We start from the raw sequence: 21032 nt of genomic DNA on the forward strand, positions 1-21032 counted from the left end.
GTTTCTTCCTTTTCAAAGTTTGGGCGATCGCATACTTAGCTACTGATTAAAAATATGAAAACTCGCCTCAGTCGACGTTTATTTTTAGCTTTCAGTACGATCACTGCCAGTCTCGTTATAGGGTCTAAATGGCTTAAACCAGCTCTGGCAAAATTTACTACTGAGGAAGGCGACACAGTACAATCAGGAGATGTAACTGACACCAGTGCGATCATCTGGGCGCGTAACAATGCTGAAACTAATGCTCGTCTTGTGGTGGAAATAACTACATTGCGTAGGTTCCGAAAATTAGTGCAGACTGTGAAAGGCCCACAAGTAAGCCAGAACACTGACTATACTGGCAAAGTTGACATTTCCCGATTACGTCCTAACCAAACTTACTACTACCGGGTGCTTTGGGAAGATAGTCAGAACAAAGCCCGACAAGGTGGAGTTGGCGTTTTTCGCACCGCACCTACTCCCGTGCAAACGCGTCCAGTCCGGTTTGTCTGGCTAGCAGATTTAGCTGGTCAAGGCTGGGGCCGTAACCCCGACTTAGAAATTACTACTACTGAAGGTGATGTCATCAAGGGAGGATATGTCGCCTTTGAGGTGATGCGTAGGTTTGAGCTAGACTTTGCCGTGTTCCTTGGTGACAACATCTACGCTGATAACGAGATTCCCAGCCAAAAAGGCATCCCTGTGGAAGTTGGGGGCGGTACTTGGGTGAATAATCCTCCAAAAGATTTTCAAGCAGTCTCTTTGGCAGAATTTCGAGAAAACTGGAAATATAACCTAGAGGACGATAAATTACGACGCTTTTTGGCACAAACTCCTATTTATATCCAGTGGGATGACCACGAAGCTGTCAATAACTGGTATCCGGGCGAGATTTTAACAGAAGCACCTTACAATGGACTATCTGCTGATGTTCTCGCAGAAAGGGCCAAGCAAGCATTGTTTGAATATAGTCCGATTCGTGGTGACAAGATTTACCGCAAGTATAGATATGGTAAGCATCTCGAACTGTTTTTGTTAGATGAGCGGTCTTATAGAGGACCCAACACTGAGAACAGTAATCCCAATGGCATAGAGATGCTGGGACAAGAACAATTTGAATGGCTGAAAAAAAGTTTAAAGGCTTCCCAAGCAACTTGGAAAGTCATTTCATCAGATGATCCTTTTTCTATTGTCACAGGCTCAACGAGCGATCGCGATGCTTGGGGTCAAGGTTCACCAGAAGTTTTAGGTCGGGAAGTCCAACTTAGTCAATTGCTGCAATTTATCAAAAATGAAGGGATCAAAAATGTCGTTGTGATTACGGCAGATGTACACTATGCAGCAGCTATTTCCTATGAACCAGAACGGGCTGTATTTAAAGACTTTAATCCTTTCTGGGAGTTTGTAGTTGGTCCAATCCACGCAGGTGCTTTTGGTCAAAATGAACTCGATCCTAGTTTTGGTCCCAAGTATGAATACGTAAGAGCGCCGCAAACCGCAACATCTCAACTTCCCCAAAATTTACCACCGCCAAACCTGCATTCCTTTGGCTTGGCAGAGGTGAATTCTCAAGGTCAATTACTAGTACGTATTCACGATATTACAGGTAAGGTTTTGTACGAAAAATTACTAAATCCCCAGAGTTAATCACAAAGGAAATTTGGTATCACAATTGGGATTTCCAACAAATTAGACTCTACCTTACTCAAAAGCCTCTACCTCGTTACTGAGAGAATCTATCGATTTTCTCAGTTTTTCTGTTGGGATACACGTTCTGAATAGGTGGCGATCGCATCATCATTATGATGCGACCTTATAAGGTTAGCTGAAATTATTTAGAAACTTAAGGTGGTTCTCACAGCACCAATTACTATATCGTTGTTATTAGAGTTATGATCAGGTGCTGTTAGCCAGATTATGCCTGGTGTAATCGTGATATTATTTGTCAATTGATACTGATAAAAACCTTCAATGTGATAGGAAGTATCTTGGTCTTCAGGCAATTCACTGATGCTGGAACTAGTGACTTTCGGCTCCATACCAAAAATCAATCCTATCAAGTTTCCTTGCTTGCCTAAGTCGGAAATTCCGAGAGTAACAGCATAATTCCAGGTTTGGAAATCTCCCCGGTCAACTCTACCTCCCAATGTAGATAAGGTACGATTGCTAGTATAGCCAACCCAACCACCCAAGGTAATTTTGGGAGCAACACGGAAGGATGCTTCTACACCATAGGAATTGCTAGAGAATGGTACCTCAGTAAAGTTCACTCCTGAAGGAGATTCCACATTCAAATTAGCTGCATTACTCCCCGTATCTGTTGTTCTTTTGTAAGAATTGATATACGTCAAGCCAATTTCCAAGTTTTCGCTTGGTTCAATTGTTAGCTGCGCTAGCAAACCATAAGGCCCGTTAAACAAACCATCTCCTGATTCTGGATCATTAGCATCTTCTGCTAAATAGCCTAGACTCAGTTCCAAAGCTTCAGTGAATTTATGGGAGATTCCCACTCCTGCCCCATTTACCTGATAATAAATTGGGTTGCGAGTGCCAAACCTTGACAAAGCACCAAATGCACCATCTCCATCAAAAAGGTTAATGGTCTCGGTAATATCTTCTGCATCACCCTCATTGGCAATAGCGATCACAGAAGTATTTTCTCCTAAAGGAAATTTGTACCACAAGGAATCAAGTAAGGCATCATTTGTACCTTCTTCTTCTCCTTCTGTAAAAAAGAATTTTCCTTCTGGTGTGCCAAGTTCCGAATCTTTGATATTAGAAGCTTGAATTCTTGTGAAGAGTGTGTCTTTACCAGAAAAGCTAGTTACAAATTCTAAACGCGATCGCGCTCCTAAAGCTGTATTTTTATCTTCAATTTCTTCCCCATTTATTTTATTCCCTGCCAAAACATCAGTTAAAGCAACAACAACTTGTCCTTGCAGTTTGGTTGTGGTAGAAAATTGATTCGCTTCCAATTCAGCAGTGTGTGCTTCCACTGTATCCACACGACCCCGCAGAGTTGACAGTTCCGCAGCAAATTCTTCCTGTAACTTTTGTAGGGTTGCTAAATCTTCTTTGGTTATTAAACTTTCCGTATTAGTAGCAATCAATTCATTGATTCGATCAAGACAAGCATTTAAACCAGCAGCAAATTCATAACGTGTCAACGTATGATTACCGCGATAAGTTCCATTAGGATAGCCAGCAATACAGCTGTAGCGTTCTACCAAAGATTGCAATGCGCCAAATGCCCAGTCTGTCGGTTGGACATCAGAAAACTGAGAAACTGATGTCACCTGAGCCATCGGGTGATTGCCACTATTTTCAAAATTATTCGTGATTTCTAATTTTTGATTAGAAACTAAAGGGAAGTCTTTTTTCTGAATTTCTTCTCTTTGGTTATTTATTTTTACTTGCTGAGCTGCTGCAAAAGCTGTATTTGCAGTCATTAAGACTATACCAATAGCAGAGCTAGCGAGTATAAATATCCTCACATTAATTTTCATTTATTAACTTGATCTCCTCACACTTTTACAACCTGAAGCTATATCAGCATTTACAAAAAAGAAGGATGAAAAATTCATCCTTCTTACTTGTTTTCAGAAGACTTACTTGTGATTTTCACTTTCACTTAATTGCCAGCGCTTCAAAAGTTGAGCACGGTTTGTCCGCAAGTTTGCACGACTGCGTTCCTCTGGATAGGGAACATCATCTCCCTTAATTCCTGTCCAGAGAATTTCGTTGAACTCTTCCGGATCTAGCTTGTCTTCAACTCTAAAATTGAAGTCTTTAGTTTTCTGGGCCCACCACTTTCGATCACGAAGAATAGGCATGGCTGCTGTCTTCTGTGCATTTGGATCTTTACAAGCTGGTACTAAGTTTGGGTCTACAGGATCAGCACATAAGTTACCTGGCACAACCGCTACATAAGGAGCAAAATTGGGATTTTTGGTGAAGGCATCTGACATCGGTTCCGCATTGGCATCATTCATACCAAGATAACCAATACCTAACAAGTCCTCCATTGTCCGCAACATGCTAACGGTGTTGTAATTAGTGCTAACGAGCGCACCCCGCTTGGTGTAGGGTGAGATAATGTAGGCTAGAGAGCGGTGAGAATCAACGTGATCAGGACCATTTTGGGAGTCATCTTCAATCACAAAGATGGCTGTTTCTTTCCACTCTGGCATACGGGAAATTTTTTCTACTAGCAAGCCTACTGCATAGTCATTATCTGCCATTTGCAGTTCTGGAGTATTTAGTCCCGCTACTGCCTTATCAAACTCACCAAAGTGGTCATGAGGCAGACGCACTAGCATCAAGTCTGGTAAACCATGCTCTTCAACATCCCTTGCCCATTCGTTATATAGATAGATGTCAGAGTTCTTTTGATCATATCCCCGATAATAAATATCAGTTTTATCTTGCAATACAGCCTTGCCAACTGGAGCTTGGGGAATTTTATCAGCAGCAGGTTTTGCTGAGATGGGAATGTAAGGTGGTTGGTTAGGATCGGGGTTAGCAATGGGTTTTGTAGGATCGGTTTGGTCAGTGTTGTAGTAGATACTATCAACAAAGAAACCATAATTGCGTACCTTCTTCCCAGCACGTAATGCAGCATCCCAAAGGTAACCACCAATAGCATTAGATTCTAGTTCACCATCGCCTTCTGGAGCATTTACATCTGTGTTTCCAGGCAAGATGGAAGAACTACCAGACGGATCTATCACTCCGGTAACGCGGGTAGTTACTGGTGATGGTTGAGGTGAAGTCTGCTCTAAGTTAAGGATGGTATTACGATTAGTTCCTTCGTAATCGTAAGTTAAACCATTAAATCCAGCGTTACCGTAGAGAACTGACTGGGTTTTTTCAGTATAGTCTGTTGTACGAGCGTAGGTAGACCAGTTCCAACCAACACCACTAGATTCACCACTGTCATAAAAATTATCAAAGGTAACAAACTCAAGAGCAAGTTTGTGATGATTGGGCGAAATACGTTGTGGAAATAGGGTAAGTTCTGGATCACCATTACCAATTGGTAAGTCACCAAGTACTTGGTCGTAGGTACGATTTTCTTTAACTATATAAATGACGTGCTTGATCTTATTCTGAAGAAAGTTCATCATCGGGTCTGACCGACGATTGTTAAAACCGTTGTTTTTGTATACCTGTACCGAAAGAGTAGCTAAAATTGCCCGATGAGGAATTGGAATCACTGAAATACCAGCTTTTTCCAAGGCCCAATTATACTCATTTCTAAAGGTGGTATTACGTGCTTGTCCTGCTGGTGTTGTCCGGCTATTTGAAGGGTTAGGGCCACTACTACTCTTAGCATTGACAATATAAAGTTTGCCACTATCTTGACTGACGCTCACAGAGTTAGGATACCAGCCAGTGGGAATGCGTCCAATCACCCGACCATTTCGCAATTCTACGACAGCAACAGCATTTTCTCCACCTAAGGTAACATAAAGCCTATTTCCATCTCGACTGAGGGCTAGGGAGTTAGGATTTGCACCTTTGTATTTGTCACCAGCACGAGATAGGGAGATATTCTTAATAACTTTATTGTTACTGGTATTGATGACAGAAATCGAATCACTGTTGCCGTTAGCTACGTACAGGCGACTTTGGTCAGGCGAAAGCTGCATTTTATTAGGCTGATCACCTACAGGGATACGGGTAATTGTCCCAGAAGCAATATCAACAGCAAGTACTTCATTATCGCGTTGGCTGGTGACGAATACCTTAGCAACTGCACCACTTTTCGTATTCTGAAGAGCTACATCAAAAGGAAATTCCCCTGTAGCTTCTTTACTACCAGGCACAAAAAACTTAATTTCCTGACTTACCTGACGAGTAGTAGTCTCAATAATTGAGATTGAGTCGTTCTCGAAATTAGCAGCTACTAAAGTTTTACCGTCTTTACTAACAGCAATACCAGCTACAACTGCTCCTGTCGCTATGGATTTTGCTGGTGTATCTTTTAACAGACCACCATCGTATTTAGGAAAAGGATCATTTTGGTTAGAATTATGACCCAGTAAAATAAAAGGAGCATCTGGTGCGTATTCTTTACCATTGAACGCATAAACATAGATGCGATCGTCTATTCCACCTGATACGTAGAAGCGTTTACCGTCTGGGGCCCAAGCTAAACCATTGTATGTATTGGGAATATTGAGTTGCTGTCTTTTTATTAAGCTACCACTACTGACGTCATAGACAAACACCCATTCTGCCTTTGGTGTTTTGACAGCAGTTGGTTTCCCTGTTAAGGGGTCTAGCACAGGATAAGTAAAAGTATCACCTGTTTTTTCATTCTTGAAATTTTGATTGTAACCACTTGTCAGTATCAGTAGAGTTTTACCATCAGGACTGAGGGCAGTGGTTACAGCTTCAGCAGCATCAGCATTATCATCTGCACGTAATTCTGTGCCTAAAGGAGCAAAAGTTGAACCTGGTGCTGCTGCGGGTGTGATGATCTGGCCTGTAGGTAATAAAGCTGCACCATCTTTTAAGTTACCAACTGGATTGGTAGTCCTAGCACTAGCTGATTGTATATTTGCACTCAAGGCTGTTGCTAGTATCAGACCTAGTAGATATTCTTGATTTTTGCTAACTTTCATTGTGTTTAATTATACTTTAAATATTATCGCAATAGTCATCGTAGGTGATCGCTCACCAGTACAAACGGAAATCTCTTTCCAAATCAGAATCTATAGATATAGATATTTACAGCTAATGGTTAAACCATAGATATTGTTCGGTTATGTTTTAGTTATAAAAAAAGTTATAAATTAATAAATTATAAATTTTATGAATTTAGATTCTAAATATTGTTATTTAGTTGCTGAATGAGTCAATAAATTACTAAAAAAGCTACAAATTTTTGTATTTATTTACATTGATTTTGTTCATTTTTAAGCGTTACATAAGTGTGGGCGATCGCTATTTTTATTAACCTCACTTTCTCTTGGAATTTGGTCTAATCCTTATTTTTATAATCATGTGGTGGAAGAACCTCCTAAAGGTACTCCATCTTAATAGAGGTAGTTCGTATAGTCCTAATAAAGCTGCTGCAACGATAAAAGGTAAAAAGTAGTAAACCCCCCTATATGCCAGTAATGACCCCAAAATTGCCGCCGCCGAAACTCGAGAAGAAAGAATCAGTAAAATTACAGTTTCAAATACTCCTAATCCTCCAGGAACATTGCTGATAACACCAGCAAACATCGCCAGTAAATAGATTCCCAAAAAGTCAAGATAGGACAAAGATGTATTTGCAGGCAATAGAATATAAAGAACAGCTGCTGCAAATACCCAGTCACAACTAGAAACAACTATTTGAGCAAGAGATATTTTAAAACTAGGAAATTTAAACTCATGAGAGTGAATCCTTAAAGGTTGTTTAATAAACAGACTTCCTAATAAATAAGTGATGATTAATAGCAGAAAAATGATACCAATAGGACGCACGGTAGCAAAAGGTAAATGCAGTTGAGTGGGAATAGTTAAAGGATTAGCAAGAAATATAAACCCAGCTAAAGCAAACATTCCCAACCAGAAGGTAAAATTGACAAAAGCAATGATTTGGGCGATCGCTAACGATGATATGCCCCAAGTTGAGTAAAAACGATAACGGATTGCACTACCAGTTAGCAGGGCAAAGCCAATTGTATTGCTAAATACAGAACTTATAAAGTTAGTCAATGCAATCTTTTTCCAACTCAGGGAAAAGCCAATATATTTAAACCCCAAAATATCGTAGAATGCGATCGCACAATAGCCAAGGGCCGTCAACCCGATACTCACAACTAAGAGATTTTTTGGAATTGCTGCTAAATTCTTCAATACATCATGGTAGTTATACTCGCGCAGTTCGTTACTAATAGCCCATAGAGAAAGCACAAGCAGCAACAAGCCAAATAGAGAACTGAGGTTGAGTTTAGGTTTTTTGGACATAAGTAAAAGAGAGTGAGGAGAAAGACAAGAAAATTAGTGCTTCTATCTTCTGCCTTTTACCTTACAACCAGTCGCAAATTTTCCATTGCATTGACACGCTATTGACACATCATTTGCGTAAGCTTTGAATTGCAAGAAATATTTACCAATAAGCAAGTCGTTAGGTTAAGTAGTCTGATGACTATGATTGAAGATGCCTTAGACGGTTCAATAATTCATCTACGCCAATGGGTAAATTTACAAGTCTGCCATAGTCCAGGTGCAACTCCTGCTGTGGTTTTTATTCACGGAGGTACAGGAAACCGCTTTAATTTCCGTTCTCAATACGAATTTGTCCAGAATCAAGGTTGGCAAGTTCTAGCTTACGACTTAGCAGGACACGGCCAGTCTAGTCCTTACAGACACTACTCCATAGGGCGGCATTGTCGAGATTTGCAGCGATTATTGCACTATTTTGACATTGATTCGCCCATACTGTGCTGCCACAGTTATGGAGTTCCGATTGGCTTAGAGTTTACCCAGCACTATCCAGTCAGTGGTCTAATTGCTATTGCTGGTGGTACTCATGACTTAGCACCTTGGTGGGAAATTCCCTTGATGAAGTTTATGGCGTTTGGGGGAAGGTATCTTTACTATCTGCCTGGTGTGCAGCAAATAACCAATTTTTTCTCTACCTCTTACCGTAATCACGTCATGGAACTGTTTTTTGCTGAAAATCCAGTTCCTAAAGATTTCAGTTCCTACAAAGCCTTAGAAATATTTTGGGACTATAACTTTTTTGCCCGTCACCCTTTGCTAAAAAATTTACACATTCCTGTTTTAGTGATTACCGCAGGCAAAGACCCAATGTTTACTCGCCAGATGGGAGATGATTTAGCGAGACACTTTGTTAACAGTACTCATTTACACTTTGCGAATGCGGGACATTTAGTGATGGCAGAACAGGCGGACTTAGTAAATGATGCGATCGCTAAGTGGATGATTTCAATTGCTGATAGACATTAGTTTACAAAATTAAATTTTATTAAAACTCAAACTAGCTTGATGAAATACTTACGATCGCAAATTCTGCTATTGATTTCGGCCCTAACTTTACTCAGCTGCAATTACTCGCAAAGCGTACAAGCCAAACCGTCGCCAGTTGCACCAGTAAAAAATCTCTCTATTTTACCACCACAACCAAGTGCCAGTGATTTGGCTGTTCCCCTCACCTACAAAATTGAAACTTACAACAGCCAGGTGATGGGAGGAAGTCGCACCTATGGCATATCTTTACCTCTTGGTTATGAAAAAAACTCAAACCAGCGCTATCCCGTAATTTTTCTTCTTCATGGCGGACACGGTAATCCTAAGGATTGGTGGTTAGAGCAAAAGGGAAACGCACTTATGACCCTGCAAAAATTATATGCCACAGGCAAACTACCACCTAGTATTGTCATTACACCAGACGGTAACGACAAACGTGGTTCTAGTCCCTACTGGGACCCCCAATATATTGATGGTCCTCATGGTAATGTTTCTACTGCGATTGGGTCTGAACTGGTGAAGATTATCCAAAGACGCTATCGCACGTTACCTAATCCCGATTTTTGGGCAATTGGAGGACTATCTTCTGGTGGATGGGGTGCAATAAATGTAGGATTACATAATGTAAATAATTTTTCAATTTTATTTAGTCATAGCGGCTATTTTAAAGATCAAAGCGGTCCCCAAAATAGCCCGATAATTCATATCAGAAATATTTCTCCTCAAGCACAACAAAGATTGCGAATTTATCTGGATACCGGGAGATCAGATATCGAAGAGATAGAAGAAGCTAAACAGTTTACTCAAGTATTAAGCCAACTGAAAATTCATAACATGTTTCATGAGTTTCCTGGCGGTCACACGTGGAATTATTGGCGTCAACATTTGGCAGATTCGTTGACTTTTGTAGGAGAACAATTTCGGATAGCACAAACAGCACATACTGCTGATAATTTAACTTTAAAAAAATGAAATTATCTAAGATTGTCATCGGCATGATCAGCGCGATCGCAATTCTTACAGTAGGTGGCTACTGGTATGTATTCATTTTGGGTGCGCCACAGCTAGATCCACCTCAACAACAAACAAATACTGGGCTAAAGTTTCAATTAAAAACATTCAACAGCCAAGCAATGGGTAAAGCCCGTCAATACGGCGTGATTTTACCTCCAGGCTATGAAAAAAATCCTCGCCAACGTTATCCAGTTATCTTTCTACTGCACGGCGGTCATGATGATGCCCGTGCTTATGTTGACAAATATGCCATTTTAGACATATTACATGAACTTTATCAAAGTGGGAAATTACCATCATCAATTGTAATTACACCAGATGGTAACGATAATCGTGGTTCTAGCCCTTTATATGACCCCAACTATTATGATGGGCCTAATGGAAAAGTAGGGACTTTGATCGGCTCAGAATTAGTCCAACATGTCAAGTCACGCTATCGTACTCTAGAAGAACCACAATTTTGGGCGATGGGCGGTATATCTTCTGGGGGATGGGGAGCATTTAATATTGGATTACGCTATCTGAAAAACTTCAACATTTTGTTTAGCCACAGTGGTTACTTTACTGATGACAGTGGTTCACAAAATAGTCCCCAACAAATTGTGCAACAATTATCAGCCGCAGATAGAAAGCAACTCCGCGTATATTTAGATGCTGGGAAAAATGATAGGGATTTACTAGCTTCTACTCAAACCTTCCATCAAACCTTAAACAAGTTGGGTATACAAAATGTGTTTTATGCTTTCCCTGGAGGACATGGTTTATCTGGGCCCGATATCGGTTGGAACTATTTTCATAAGCATCTTAAGGATTCGCTTACCTATGTAGGAGAACAGTTTAAGAAGCAGATGGGGAGATAGGGACAAACCAGACAAGGAAGAGTGGAAGACGCGGGGAACTCACCGGCCCCTGGTGGGGATTAGGGACTAGGGGCGGCGGGGATGCGGGGAAAAAGCAATGACCATTGACAAATGACCATTGACAAATGACAAATGACTTAAAAACTCGAATTGGACTGTGGAGTGCAGCACTGCTTACGGGTTTGGTCGCAGTGGTGAACTTAGTATCAGCAGTGACACCCAATCTCTATGGTCGGAATTTTTTATTGAAGGAATTTTTACCTTTTGAAATTCGTGCTGGTGGTCACATATTTGCAGCTTTGACTGGATTTGTTTTATTCACACTTGCTACTAACTTGTTGCGTCGCAAACGTGTTGCTTGGTTACTGACCATTGGCTTGTTGGTTATTTCGATTGTCAGCCATTTACTCAAGGGTTTGGACTATGAAGAAAGCCTGCTGTCTGGGTTACTGCTGGTGCAATTAATTATGATGCGTCATGTTTTTACAGCCCAGTCAGACCGTCCTTCAATTGCTAAAGGAGTACGGGTATTAATTGTTGCTTTACTGTTTACTTTGGCATATGGAACTATCGGATTTTACTTGTTAGACAACAAATTTTCAGTGAATTTTAGTTTGAGAGATGCCATACTTCAAACTCTAGCAATGTTCTTTACTGAAGATAATGCTGGACTGCAACCAAGAACGCGATTTGGTGAGTTCTTTGCCAATTCTATATACATAATTGCAGCCAGTACTTTTATTTATGCATTAATTATGCTATTGCGTCCAGTATTTTTACGTGATTTAACTACCCTTAATCAACGACAAAAAGCCAGAGAAATTGTCAAAAATTACGGATGTTCTTCTTTAGCCGCATTTGCTTTATTAAGTGATAAAAGTTACTTTTTTAGTCCTTCTGATCAGAGTGTAATTGCTTATGTTCCTAAAGGAAGAGGTGCGATCGCTTTAGGAGATCCCATCGGGCCGATTGCAGACCGCAGAGAGACAATAATTGCCTTTCAGCAATTTTGCCAACGTAACGATTGGTATCCTGCTTTTTACCAAACTTTACCTGATGACATTAACCTATACATGTCTTTGGGATTTCAAGCTTTAAAAATTGGAGAAGAAGCGATTGTTGACCTCAAAAGCTTTACCTTACAAGGAAAAGCAGGTAAAAACCTCCGTAGCGCCCTAAATCGCATGACGAAGCTAGGGTATGAGGTCAGATTCTACCAACCACCTATTGCTGATGACTTGTTGCGCCAGTTAAAAATAGTCAGTGACGAGTGGTTGCAAATGGTGCAAGGTTCAGAAAAGCATTTTTCTTTAGGTTGGTTTGACGAAACTTACCTGAAGGAGTGTGAAATTGCTGTGGTACAGTCTTCTCACGGTGAAATTATTGCTTTTGCCAACATTGTATCTGAGTACCAACTCAATGAAATCACTAATGACTTAATGCGACACCGCAAGTCGATAGAAAACGGTACAATGGATTTCTTATTTATTTCTATGTTCCAACACTATAAGGAACAGGGTTACGATAGTTTTAATCTGGGTCTGTCTGCTTTAGCAGGAGTTGGTGAAACTCAACAGTCAAGACGTCTGGAGAAGACATTACACTATCTTTATCAGCATCTTGAGCGATTCTATAATTTCCAGGGTTTGCACGCCTACAAAGATAAGTTTCACCCCATTTGGCAATCCCGTTATCTTGTTTATCCTAGCTTGGCAGCTTTACCTGATGTTATTGTGGCATTAATTCGAGCCGATTCTGGCGATCGCCTCCTCGATTATTTTAAACCAGGAGCATAGGAGGGAATGGGGTGATGGGGTGATGGGGTGATGGGGTGTAGACGCGTAGCGGCTTAAGGTAAGGGTGGAGTGTGAGGAGTGGGAAATAACTATTAACTACTAACTATTAATGTACAGACGCGATGTTCCTCGTGTCTCTACCCACTAACTACTAACTACTTTTATGAGTGCTATTCGCGAAGAATTTACTACTAATCCCCAACACAAAGCTAGGACAAAGAATTCTGGAAAACGCATTTTACTTTGGGTTGCGATCGCTTTTGTGGTGATTTTCTGTTTAGCACCTATCATGTGGCAAATTCTGACTTCTTTCAAGGTGAATCAGGATATTTCCCAAGTGCCTACAGTTTATTTTCCTACACGCATAACACTGAATCATTACATAAATTTATTTAGCCGTCGTCCTTTTTGGCGTTATATATTAAACAGTGCTTTTGTATCTTTTATCTCTACAGCTTTTGCTTTAACCATTGGTGCGCCTGCTGCCTATGCTTTGGCAAGGTTACGCCCTCGAGGTAATCAATTTATCTTGGCAAGTGTTTTAATTGTGACTTTATTTCCTGGTATTTTATTATTCCAAGGGCTGTTAGAAATAGTTCAAGTGTTGCATTTGGGTAATAATTATCTAGCATTGATTATTCCTTATACAGCTATTAATTTACCGTTAACTATTTTGGTGTTACGTAGCTTTTTCTTACAACTACCAAAAGATTTAGAAGATTCTGCCAAAATAGATGGTTATAGCACTTGGCAGATGCTCATCCAAATTTTATTGCCTATGACTATTCCAGCCCTAGTGACTACTGGAATTTTGACATTTATTTTTGCTTGGAATGAGTTTATCTTTGCCCTGACCTTCATTACTCGTGAAGACATGAAAACAATTCCTGTAGCAGCTGCCCAACTTAGCGGGGCGTCAACCTTTGAAATTCCCTACGGCCCAATTGCTGCTGCTACTGTGGTTGGCACACTTCCCTTAGTTTTACTAGTTTTGTTTTTCCAGCGCAAAATTGTCCAAGGTTTAACGGCTGGTGCAGTCAAGGGTTAATGGAGATTGCAGACAAGGAGGACAACTAACCAGTTATCAGTTATCAGTTATCAGTTATCAAATCAAACTGTTCACTAATTCATGCCCAATCCCCGATCCCCAATCCCCTGTATCATGGCAACTCTAGAATTAAAAAACCTCAATAAAACCTACTCACCTAAAGTTGTTCCAGTCAAAGACATTAGTTTAACCGTAGATGATAATGAATTTCTGACTTTGCTTGGGCCAAGTGGGTGTGGTAAGTCGACGACTTTGAGGATGATTGCAGGATTGGAAGAAGTCACTCGCGGTCACATCATCCTTGGGAACGAAAATATCACCTTTAAGCGCCCAGGCGATCGCAATATGGCGATGGTATTTCAAAGCTACGCCCTTTATCCCCACATGACGGTGTACGATAACCTCGCCTCTGGAATGAAATTGAAAAAAGTTCCTCATGCCAAAATTAAACACCGAGTTGCTGAAGTCGCAGAAATTCTCGGCTTAGAAGAATTATTGCAGCGTAAACCTGGGCAATTATCTGGTGGACAAAGACAGCGGGTTGCAGTTGGTCGAGCATTAGTACGTAATGCCCAGGTATATTTATTAGATGAACCCTTGAGTAACCTAGATGCACTATTAAGAGAACGAGTCCGCGCTGATATCAAGCAAATATTTGCTGCCCAACAAGTGCCAGTGGTTTATGTCACCCATGACCAAACAGAAGCGATGACGCTTTCAACCAAAGTTGCAGTCCTGAATAACGGCTATGTGCAGCAACTAGATTCACCCGCACGCATATATAATCATCCAGCGAATTTATTTGTAGCTGGTTTTGTGGGCAGTCCACAAATGAATTTGCTTACCCTACCTTGCCGGGGACACCATGCAATACTGGGTGATTTGGGTGATTTTCAAATTCCCTTACCTGATATTCCCACAATTCCACCACAAATAGTCTTAGGAATTCGTCCAGAACACGTTCGTATTCCTCAAGATGGAGATACAAACATTATTAAAGGTCGTGTGTTTTTAGTAGAAAACTTGGGAATGCACAATTTGGTGAGTGTCAGTATTGCTTCCCAAGCAGAACCTTTGACAGTACGTGCTTTGTTACCCCCAGACCAAAATATAAGTAACGAGGAGATGATGTTAACATTGCCACATGAAAATATTCATTGGTTTGATGTAGAGTCAGGAGATTCGTTGGTTAGGAAAAGTGAGTGACAATTAGGGAGGAGGTGGGGAGTATGAGGAGTATGAGGAGTGTGAGGAGTAAACAATTAACCACTATCAAATTATTAATATTCTCTTCACCCACATCCACATCATCGATATCTACGCTAAATTAGTGAATTTTTGAATTTCAAAGATTTTATCAGATGAATAATCATACAAATCAAATTCAATTCACTGTTTTCGACAACAGTATTTTGTATATGAACTAAAATTATATACAATCTGTGATTTTCATTTTCTAGCAAGGGTTTCAGCCCTTTGGAAAGTTTGTAGTTATGGCTACAGTCCTCACTACAAACTTTCTTATATTGTGTTTATTTAATCTCTGTACATTCTCATCATTTGTATTCGTTAGCTTTTTTTGATTATCCCTTACCGATCTCAATATTTTATTGTTACTTTTATTTTGTAACTATTAATATACTCCTTGTGTCAAAATGCTGCGACTTTATCATGTAATAATCGGTGTAGCTTTGTTGGTTTTAGTACCTTTAGGATTCAAGGTTACTGGTTCTGGCTCTTCTAAAAATAGTGATTCTCCAGCAGTGGTGCAAACATCTCCAACTACGACTTCTAGCCCTAAAGGCAACAATATTTGGAAAAATCTTGCTCAGAAAACTGCTAGCCCTAAAGATTGGCAAGTTGCACCTTGTGATGGTAATGCACCTCTACTATGTATCTCTGCAAATGGAGAACGTGTTGGTACGGTAGAGATGCTGATTTACCCACTGGAAAAACAGCCGAATTTTCAAAAGATGCTCACTCAAGCTGGTATAGATCCCAGTAAAAAAATAGATTACCAAAATCCCCAATACCAAACTCAGCTATTATCAGCACTCAATACTTGGGTTAATGAATACTACGCTGGATTAGAGAAAGATCGTCAAGGTAGTTATGGCGATCGCATCACTTTTTCCAGCTATCCGTCTCAACAAGTACAGGTTGGTAAACTTCCTGGACTCCGTTATGGTTTTGTCGGTTTACAGCGCCAAGGTGGAGTGCAAGAACAACATCTAGGTTATGTTACTTTTGATGGCAAAGCACTTTATGTGATAGCTACTGCTTTTAACCCGGCTTCGCAAACAGGTAAGTTCAATAAATTAGAAAATTTGGCTGTTTTTGAACCATATCTAGATGCGATCGCCTTTAATTTACGCTTGCCAAGTTCAATTTAAACTTGCAATTTTACTGTTTAAAAAAGCTTCTATGTATGGGCAACTTAGCTAATTTTTGCCCTTAATAAAATTATTGAGGACACATTAGCCTGTGTCCTCATTCTGATTGAACAATTGTAATAATTAAAATTAACTAATATCAAGTTTAGCTAATTGCTTATAATCTTATGCTTCGCCGTTGGTCATTGGTTTTTCCCATTACCGATTACCAATTACCTATTACCAGCCTACGCAACAGTATAAGTATTCAAGCGAACATGATATCAGACAAAAATTTAGTTATCCAGTAGTTATAAGGATGTTGCATTTGGTGCAATGTTAACCTCCTGTAGCAAAGTGCTGGGGTCAAAAGATTCCCGCGTTGATGTTTCTTTTGATAATGCAGCTATTACTTTAGATGGGGCTACCTTTTGATTCTTTGCTTGCAAACGTTGCTTTTGTGTATATTCTTCCAATTTGGCTTTAGCAGTTGCATATACAGAAGAATTTTGAGGGACTTGCTGGAGGAATTTTACAGCCGTCTCAAACTCACCTATTTCTGCTTTGTTATAAGCTTGTTGTAACAAAAAGATAGCTCTTATTTGTTGCTTTTGATGGTACTCAGTTAATTTTTGTTTGACTAAATCAGTAGCAGAAGTTTCTTTAGGAACTTGCTGTAGATAAGTTAAAGCAGTACTGAAATCTTTCACAGCAGCTTTTTCATAAGCTCTAGCTAATAAATTATTTGTTTGTGTTTCGATTTTGGCTTTGGCTTGCTCAATGATTTGATCTGTTTTTGACTGCCAATATAAAATATCGGGTACTTGAGAAGCAGCATGTATGGCCTCTGACCATTGTCCCTCGTCTAATGCTTTTTTAGCTAATAAATATTGTTCAGTAGCAAGTTGCCACTGGTTTTGCCATTCTTCAATCGTAGTTTGTGCCTCTGGATAAACATTACTATTTGTAGGAATAGATTTTGCGAGAGCGATCGCTTTTTCTAAATCTCCTGATTGAAATTCTTCTGTTGCTTTATATAAAGTTTCCGTTTCAGAATAGGCTGGAGAATTCATTAAAGAATAGACCCCGAATCCCACTACCAAAGAATTGGCTACCAGTCCTACTCGCATTCCTGTCAACAAAGGAGGTGACTTAACAGATGCATCAGGGCGAACAAAATGATCTTCTGCGTCCGTAGAATCTAGTAATATATTAGACTGCAGCTGAATCGTTTGCGGTGGGGAATATTCGAGAGACATTTGCTCAAGCGCCCGCAATATCTCAGCTGCTGACTGAAAACGATCTTTGTAGTTATAACGGATCATCTGGCTGAGAATTACAGCAAGATAATCACTGACTGGAGTCTGATGAGAACGCCAAATAAATTCATTACTTCGAGGATCAATTTTTAATTGCAATGGAGATAAACCAGTTAAAGCCTGGATCGCAATCATACCCACAGCATAAATATCACTATTGGGCTGTGTTTGATCGATAAATTGTTCTGGGGGAATATAACCTAATGAAGTGACAGGAACTCTATAAATTGGTAATACTGTATCTACACCAAAATTAATTGGTTGAATAGAACCAAAATCTATCAGAACTAATTTCCCATCACACGTACGTCTAATTAAATTTTCCGGCTTAACGTCGCAGTGAATTACTCCTTGAGAGTGAATAAAATTTAGAATACCTAAAACATCTTGTAAAAATTGAATAATTTCGCTTTCAGTCCAAAGATAACCCGCGCGTTGATTAATGGGCAATTCTGTTGTGAGTGCATGTCCCTCAATAAACTCCTGCACTAAGTAAAAACGCTCGTTTTCTTCAAAACAAGCAATCAGTTGTGGAATTTGATCGTGGTGTCCCAAATATCTCAGAGTTTCAGTCTCTGTGAGAAAGTGTAATCTCAGTGATTGTAAATAGGCAGGTTGGGAGCTAGAAACCTTGAGTTGTTTGATTACACATTTAGGGTGATTTGGTTGTTCAACATTGATTGCAATATATGTTTGTCCAAACACACCAGCACCCAAACTTTGGACGATTTGATACTGTCCTTGTAGTACTTTACCGATCATGTGATGGGCCATGAGCTGCTTACTAAGTCACTATTTATATTTACATTTTCGGTAAATGCTCCCTGTCTCCGGATTTATTGGTCGGTAGATAGTATAAAGTGTTGTTATTTTATAACACTTTGTTTCAGAAAATATACGGGCGCTTGAATATATAATATACTACGTCCTACAAAATAATATAGGTATTATACATTATCAGTATGATTTCTTGTGGTAAGATATCCATCCTTTCTTTACACTTCATTTAGCTCCGGCTTTCTGCATTTTTCAAAGACGATAGGAGGATGAATTAAGAAATACACCTATAAAAATGAGTATTCTTTTTATTCCACCATAGGATGATGTAGAGAAAGCATATAGTCGGTTTCCTAGTGAAGAGGGGCAATACAAATACTCAGAAGAAACCAGAAACATCCGAAATTTGTGTCAACCCCTATTCATTCACAAGGAATAATAATGTTTTACCACACTAAGAAGCTACAGTACTTTAAACCGCCCGAAAAATCTGACCCAGTCTACGCGATGAAGATTCAAGAACTCATCGGTGGTACCTTTGGGGAAATGACCGTAATGATGCAGTACCTGTTTCAAGGCTGGAACTGTCGAGGCCCTGTAAAATATAGAGATATGCTTCTCGACATTGGTACTGAGGAAATCGGTCATGTCGAGATGCTAGCTACAATGATTGCTCACCTGCTGGATAAAGCACCACTGAAGGTACAAGAAGAAGGTGCTAAAGATGCAGTTGTGGGCGCAGTCATGGGCGGTACTAATCCACGGGATGTAATCATGGCAGCAGCGATGAATCCTCAGCACGCGATCGTTTCCGGTTTAGGTGCAATGCCTGCTGATAGTGTAGGTTTTCCTTGGAATGGCCGCTTTATCGTCGCCAGTGGTAACTTAATGGCAGATTTCCGTTCTAATCTCCATGCTGAGTCCCAAGGACGCTTGCAGGCAGTACGGATGTATGAGATGAGCGACGATCCGGGAGTTAAAGATACCCTAAGTTTTATGATTGCCCGTGACACAATGCATCAAAATCAGTGGCTGGCAGCGATTGAGGATCTAAAATCAGAAGGATTAGAAGATACTCCTGTTCCCAGTTCTTTCCCCTTAGAACTAGAGAAGCGCGAGTTTGCTTATCAATTCTGGAACCATTCTGAAGGTAAGGAAAGCGCTGAAGGTCGTTGGGCAAAAGGGCCTTCAATGGACGGAAAGGGTGAATTCCAATATGTCCAAAATCCTCAGCCCTTGGGACCAGAACCCCAACCACCCCAACCTGATCCCCGACTGCACGGTACGCCTATCAACAAAGAATCTCAGGGGCAACACAAGAGCGATCGCATGATAATTGGCTAATCCTCACAATCATACAATAGGTCTGGTTAGTTGCCGCGAATAGAGGTTAGGGAAAAGGAATTTTTCTTCCCTTTTCCCCTTTACCTTTTCCCACCTTCTGTAACAAGTCCAATATAGCTGCGATTTTTCCAACCACAGTTTGGCTAGAGCAGGCAAAATAAAGACAGGTGTCCCCAAGTTCTCAGTATGAGCTATTGCCTTAACCCCAGCTGTCCCCAACCCCAAAACACGAATAATGGCAAGTTTTGCCAAACTTGTGGTGCTAAGCTACTTCTCAAAGAACGTTACCGCGCCATTAAACCTATAGGACAAGGCGGTTTTGGCAGAACTTTCCTAGCAGTGGATGAGGATAAACCCTCGAAACCGCGTTGTGTGATTAAGCAATTTTATCCCCAAGCCCAAGGCACTAGTACTGTACAAAAAGCAGTAGAGTTATTTAATCAGGAAGCAATGCGGCTGGATGAGTTAGGGAAACATCCGCAAATTCCAGAACTGCTAGCATATTTTACCCAAGATGACAGGCAATATCTAGTTCAAGAATTTATTGATGGGCAAAATCTAGCAGAAGAATTGGCAGTTAAAGGGGCTTTTAACGAAACGCAGATTCGGCAACTGCTTAATAATTTATTAACAGTTTTGCAATTTTGTCATAGCAGACAAGTCATTCATCGAGATATCAAGCCAGAAAATATTATTCGTCGCCGATTTCCCTTAGAAGGGGAAGAAAATCAACAGCAGAGGGATTTAGTTCTGGTAGACTTTGGTGCTTCTAAATTTGTTACCCACACAGCCCTTAACCGCACTGGTACAAGTATTGGTAGTCCAGAATATGTTGCACCAGAACAAATACGGGGACAAGCAATATTTGCCAGTGATATTTACAGCTTGGGTGCTACCTGTGTGCGCTTATTAACCGAGCGATCGCCTTTTGATTTGTACGATATTAATAACGATACTTGGATTTGGCAACGTTACGTTAAAAGTCCAGTCAGCGAAGAGTTAAACTCTATTTTAGACAAAATGCTCCAAAGCATTCCCGCCCGGCGTTACCAAACCACTGATGAAGTTCTCACAGACTTAAATAAAAAGTCGTCTGTTGCTACTACCCTCACCATACCCAGCAAACCAGTTGTGAGTTCACCTCCATCAACTCCTACTTCTATATCCACTCCTAGTCATAATCCCATCGAAAAAGAATTAGAGGAAATCAGGACTACGTTTTTGGGTGGTAATCAATCTGCAAATAACAAAGCAATGCGATCGCCTCAACCATCAGCAAATCAACCGACTCCTCACAGTAAAATTGACGAGGAGTTAGAGGAATTAAGAACTAAATATCTTGGTAATAATTCTCCAGATTAATTTAGTTAGTTGTTAGTAGTTAGTGGTTAGTGGTTGTACCAGACGTGCCATGGCACGTCTGTACATTGGTTAGTGGTTAGTAGTTAGTGGTTATTTCCACACTCCCCACACTCCCAGACGCGATGAATCGCGTCTCTACATACTCCCCATACTCCCCACACTCCCCACAC

At 40.3% G+C, this 21032-nt stretch carries 14 protein-coding genes; 10 read left to right on the top strand and 4 right to left on the bottom strand.

Annotated features, from left to right (window positions below; translation table 11 throughout):
- The first annotated feature begins 54 nt into the window (after positions 1–54).
- Entirely contained in the window at positions 55–1626 is a 1572-nt protein-coding gene (locus RS893_RS01825; protein WP_315789558.1) for an alkaline phosphatase D family protein, read from the top strand.
- Between the two features lie 188 nt (positions 1627–1814).
- Here the strand turns inward: RS893_RS01825 and RS893_RS01830 are convergent, their stop codons facing one another.
- From RS893_RS01830 to RS893_RS01840, 3 genes are all read right to left on the bottom strand, one after another.
- Positions 1815–3428, bottom strand: a complete 1614-nt coding sequence (locus RS893_RS01830) for an iron uptake porin (RefSeq protein ID WP_315789559.1) — start codon at positions 3426–3428, stop codon at positions 1815–1817.
- A 159-nt stretch (positions 3429–3587) separates the two neighbouring features.
- Positions 3588–6608, bottom strand: a complete 3021-nt coding sequence (locus RS893_RS01835) for an alkaline phosphatase family protein (RefSeq protein ID WP_315789560.1) — start codon at positions 6606–6608, stop codon at positions 3588–3590.
- Between the two features lie 337 nt (positions 6609–6945).
- On the bottom strand, positions 6946–7944 hold the full coding sequence (locus RS893_RS01840; RefSeq protein ID WP_315789561.1) for a lysylphosphatidylglycerol synthase domain-containing protein: 999 nt from the start codon (positions 7942–7944) through the stop codon (positions 6946–6948).
- Positions 7945–8121: 177 nt separating this feature from the next.
- On the opposite strand from RS893_RS01840, the gene RS893_RS01845 reads away from it, so the two are divergent.
- The 7 genes from RS893_RS01845 (at position 8122) to RS893_RS01875 (ending at position 16081) form a co-directional block, all read left to right on the top strand.
- Positions 8122–8949, top strand: a complete 828-nt coding sequence (locus RS893_RS01845) for an alpha/beta hydrolase (protein WP_315789562.1) — start codon at positions 8122–8124, stop codon at positions 8947–8949.
- Between the two features lie 39 nt (positions 8950–8988).
- A complete protein-coding gene (locus RS893_RS01850; RefSeq protein WP_315791837.1) occupies positions 8989–9942 on the top strand; it encodes an alpha/beta hydrolase in 954 nt (317 codons plus the stop codon).
- Entirely contained in the window at positions 9939–10844 is a 906-nt protein-coding gene (locus tag RS893_RS01855; RefSeq protein ID WP_315789563.1) for an alpha/beta hydrolase, read from the top strand. Before RS893_RS01850 ends, RS893_RS01855 begins: the two co-directional genes overlap by 4 nt.
- Before the next feature lie 125 nt (positions 10845–10969).
- Positions 10970–12640 carry a phosphatidylglycerol lysyltransferase domain-containing protein gene (locus RS893_RS01860; protein WP_315789564.1) on the top strand — a complete coding sequence of 557 codons (1671 nt, stop codon included), beginning with the start codon at positions 10970–10972 and terminating at the stop codon, positions 12638–12640.
- Between the two features lie 163 nt (positions 12641–12803).
- Positions 12804–13688: a carbohydrate ABC transporter permease gene (locus RS893_RS01865; RefSeq protein ID WP_315789565.1), complete on the top strand. Its 885-nt coding sequence runs from the start codon at positions 12804–12806 to the stop codon at positions 13686–13688.
- 114 nt (positions 13689–13802) lie between these two features.
- Positions 13803–14894, top strand: a complete 1092-nt coding sequence (locus RS893_RS01870) for an ABC transporter ATP-binding protein (RefSeq protein ID WP_315789566.1) — start codon at positions 13803–13805, stop codon at positions 14892–14894.
- Between the two features lie 449 nt (positions 14895–15343).
- Positions 15344–16081 (top strand): hypothetical protein, encoded by a 738-nt coding sequence (locus tag RS893_RS01875; protein ID WP_315789567.1) that lies wholly within the window; start codon positions 15344–15346, stop codon positions 16079–16081.
- Positions 16082–16371: 290 nt separating this feature from the next.
- On the opposite strand, the gene RS893_RS01880 is transcribed toward RS893_RS01875, so the two are convergent.
- Complete coding sequence (locus tag RS893_RS01880) at positions 16372–18153, bottom strand: serine/threonine-protein kinase (protein WP_315789569.1); 1782 nt, start codon at positions 18151–18153, stop codon at positions 16372–16374.
- 444 nt (positions 18154–18597) lie between these two features.
- On the opposite strand from RS893_RS01880, the gene RS893_RS01885 reads away from it, so the two are divergent.
- Both RS893_RS01885 and RS893_RS01890 read left to right on the top strand, forming a co-directional pair.
- On the top strand, positions 18598–19500 hold the full coding sequence (locus RS893_RS01885) for a manganese catalase family protein (RefSeq protein ID WP_315789570.1): 903 nt from the start codon (positions 18598–18600) through the stop codon (positions 19498–19500).
- A 186-nt stretch (positions 19501–19686) separates the two neighbouring features.
- Positions 19687–20862, top strand: coding sequence for a serine/threonine-protein kinase (locus RS893_RS01890; RefSeq protein ID WP_315789571.1), 1176 nt, complete (start codon positions 19687–19689; stop codon positions 20860–20862).
- Positions 20863–21032 lie beyond the last annotated feature (170 nt).

This window comes from Fischerella sp. JS2 (assembly GCF_032393985.1).
In the GTDB taxonomy this organism is placed as follows: Bacteria; Cyanobacteriota; Cyanobacteriia; order Cyanobacteriales; family Nostocaceae; genus Fischerella.

Bases quoted from the DNA above. Each gene is read 5' to 3' on its own strand.
- RS893_RS01865 (WP_315789565.1), top strand. From the start codon at position 12,804: ATGAGTGCTATTCGCGAAGAATTTACTACTAATCCCCAACACAAAGCT.
- RS893_RS01850 (WP_315791837.1), top strand. From the start codon at position 8,989: ATGAAATACTTACGATCGCAAATTCTGCTATTGATTTCGGCCCTAACT.
- RS893_RS01830 (WP_315789559.1), bottom strand. From the start codon at position 3,428: ATGACTGCAAATACAGCTTTTGCAGCAGCTCAGCAAGTAAAAATAAAT.
- RS893_RS01835 (WP_315789560.1), bottom strand. From the start codon at position 6,608: ATGAAAGTTAGCAAAAATCAAGAATATCTACTAGGTCTGATACTAGCA.
- RS893_RS01890 (WP_315789571.1), top strand. From the start codon at position 19,687: ATGAGCTATTGCCTTAACCCCAGCTGTCCCCAACCCCAAAACACGAAT.
- RS893_RS01845 (WP_315789562.1), top strand. From the start codon at position 8,122: ATGACTATGATTGAAGATGCCTTAGACGGTTCAATAATTCATCTACGC.
- RS893_RS01875 (WP_315789567.1), top strand. From the start codon at position 15,344: ATGCTGCGACTTTATCATGTAATAATCGGTGTAGCTTTGTTGGTTTTA.
- RS893_RS01870 (WP_315789566.1), top strand. From the start codon at position 13,803: ATGGCAACTCTAGAATTAAAAAACCTCAATAAAACCTACTCACCTAAA.
- RS893_RS01840 (WP_315789561.1), bottom strand. From the start codon at position 7,944: ATGTCCAAAAAACCTAAACTCAACCTCAGTTCTCTATTTGGCTTGTTG.
- RS893_RS01885 (WP_315789570.1), top strand. From the start codon at position 18,598: ATGTTTTACCACACTAAGAAGCTACAGTACTTTAAACCGCCCGAAAAA.
- RS893_RS01860 (WP_315789564.1), top strand. From the start codon at position 10,970: ATGACAAATGACTTAAAAACTCGAATTGGACTGTGGAGTGCAGCACTG.
- RS893_RS01825 (WP_315789558.1), top strand. From the start codon at position 55: ATGAAAACTCGCCTCAGTCGACGTTTATTTTTAGCTTTCAGTACGATC.
- RS893_RS01880 (WP_315789569.1), bottom strand. From the start codon at position 18,153: ATGGCCCATCACATGATCGGTAAAGTACTACAAGGACAGTATCAAATC.
- RS893_RS01855 (WP_315789563.1), top strand. From the start codon at position 9,939: ATGAAATTATCTAAGATTGTCATCGGCATGATCAGCGCGATCGCAATT.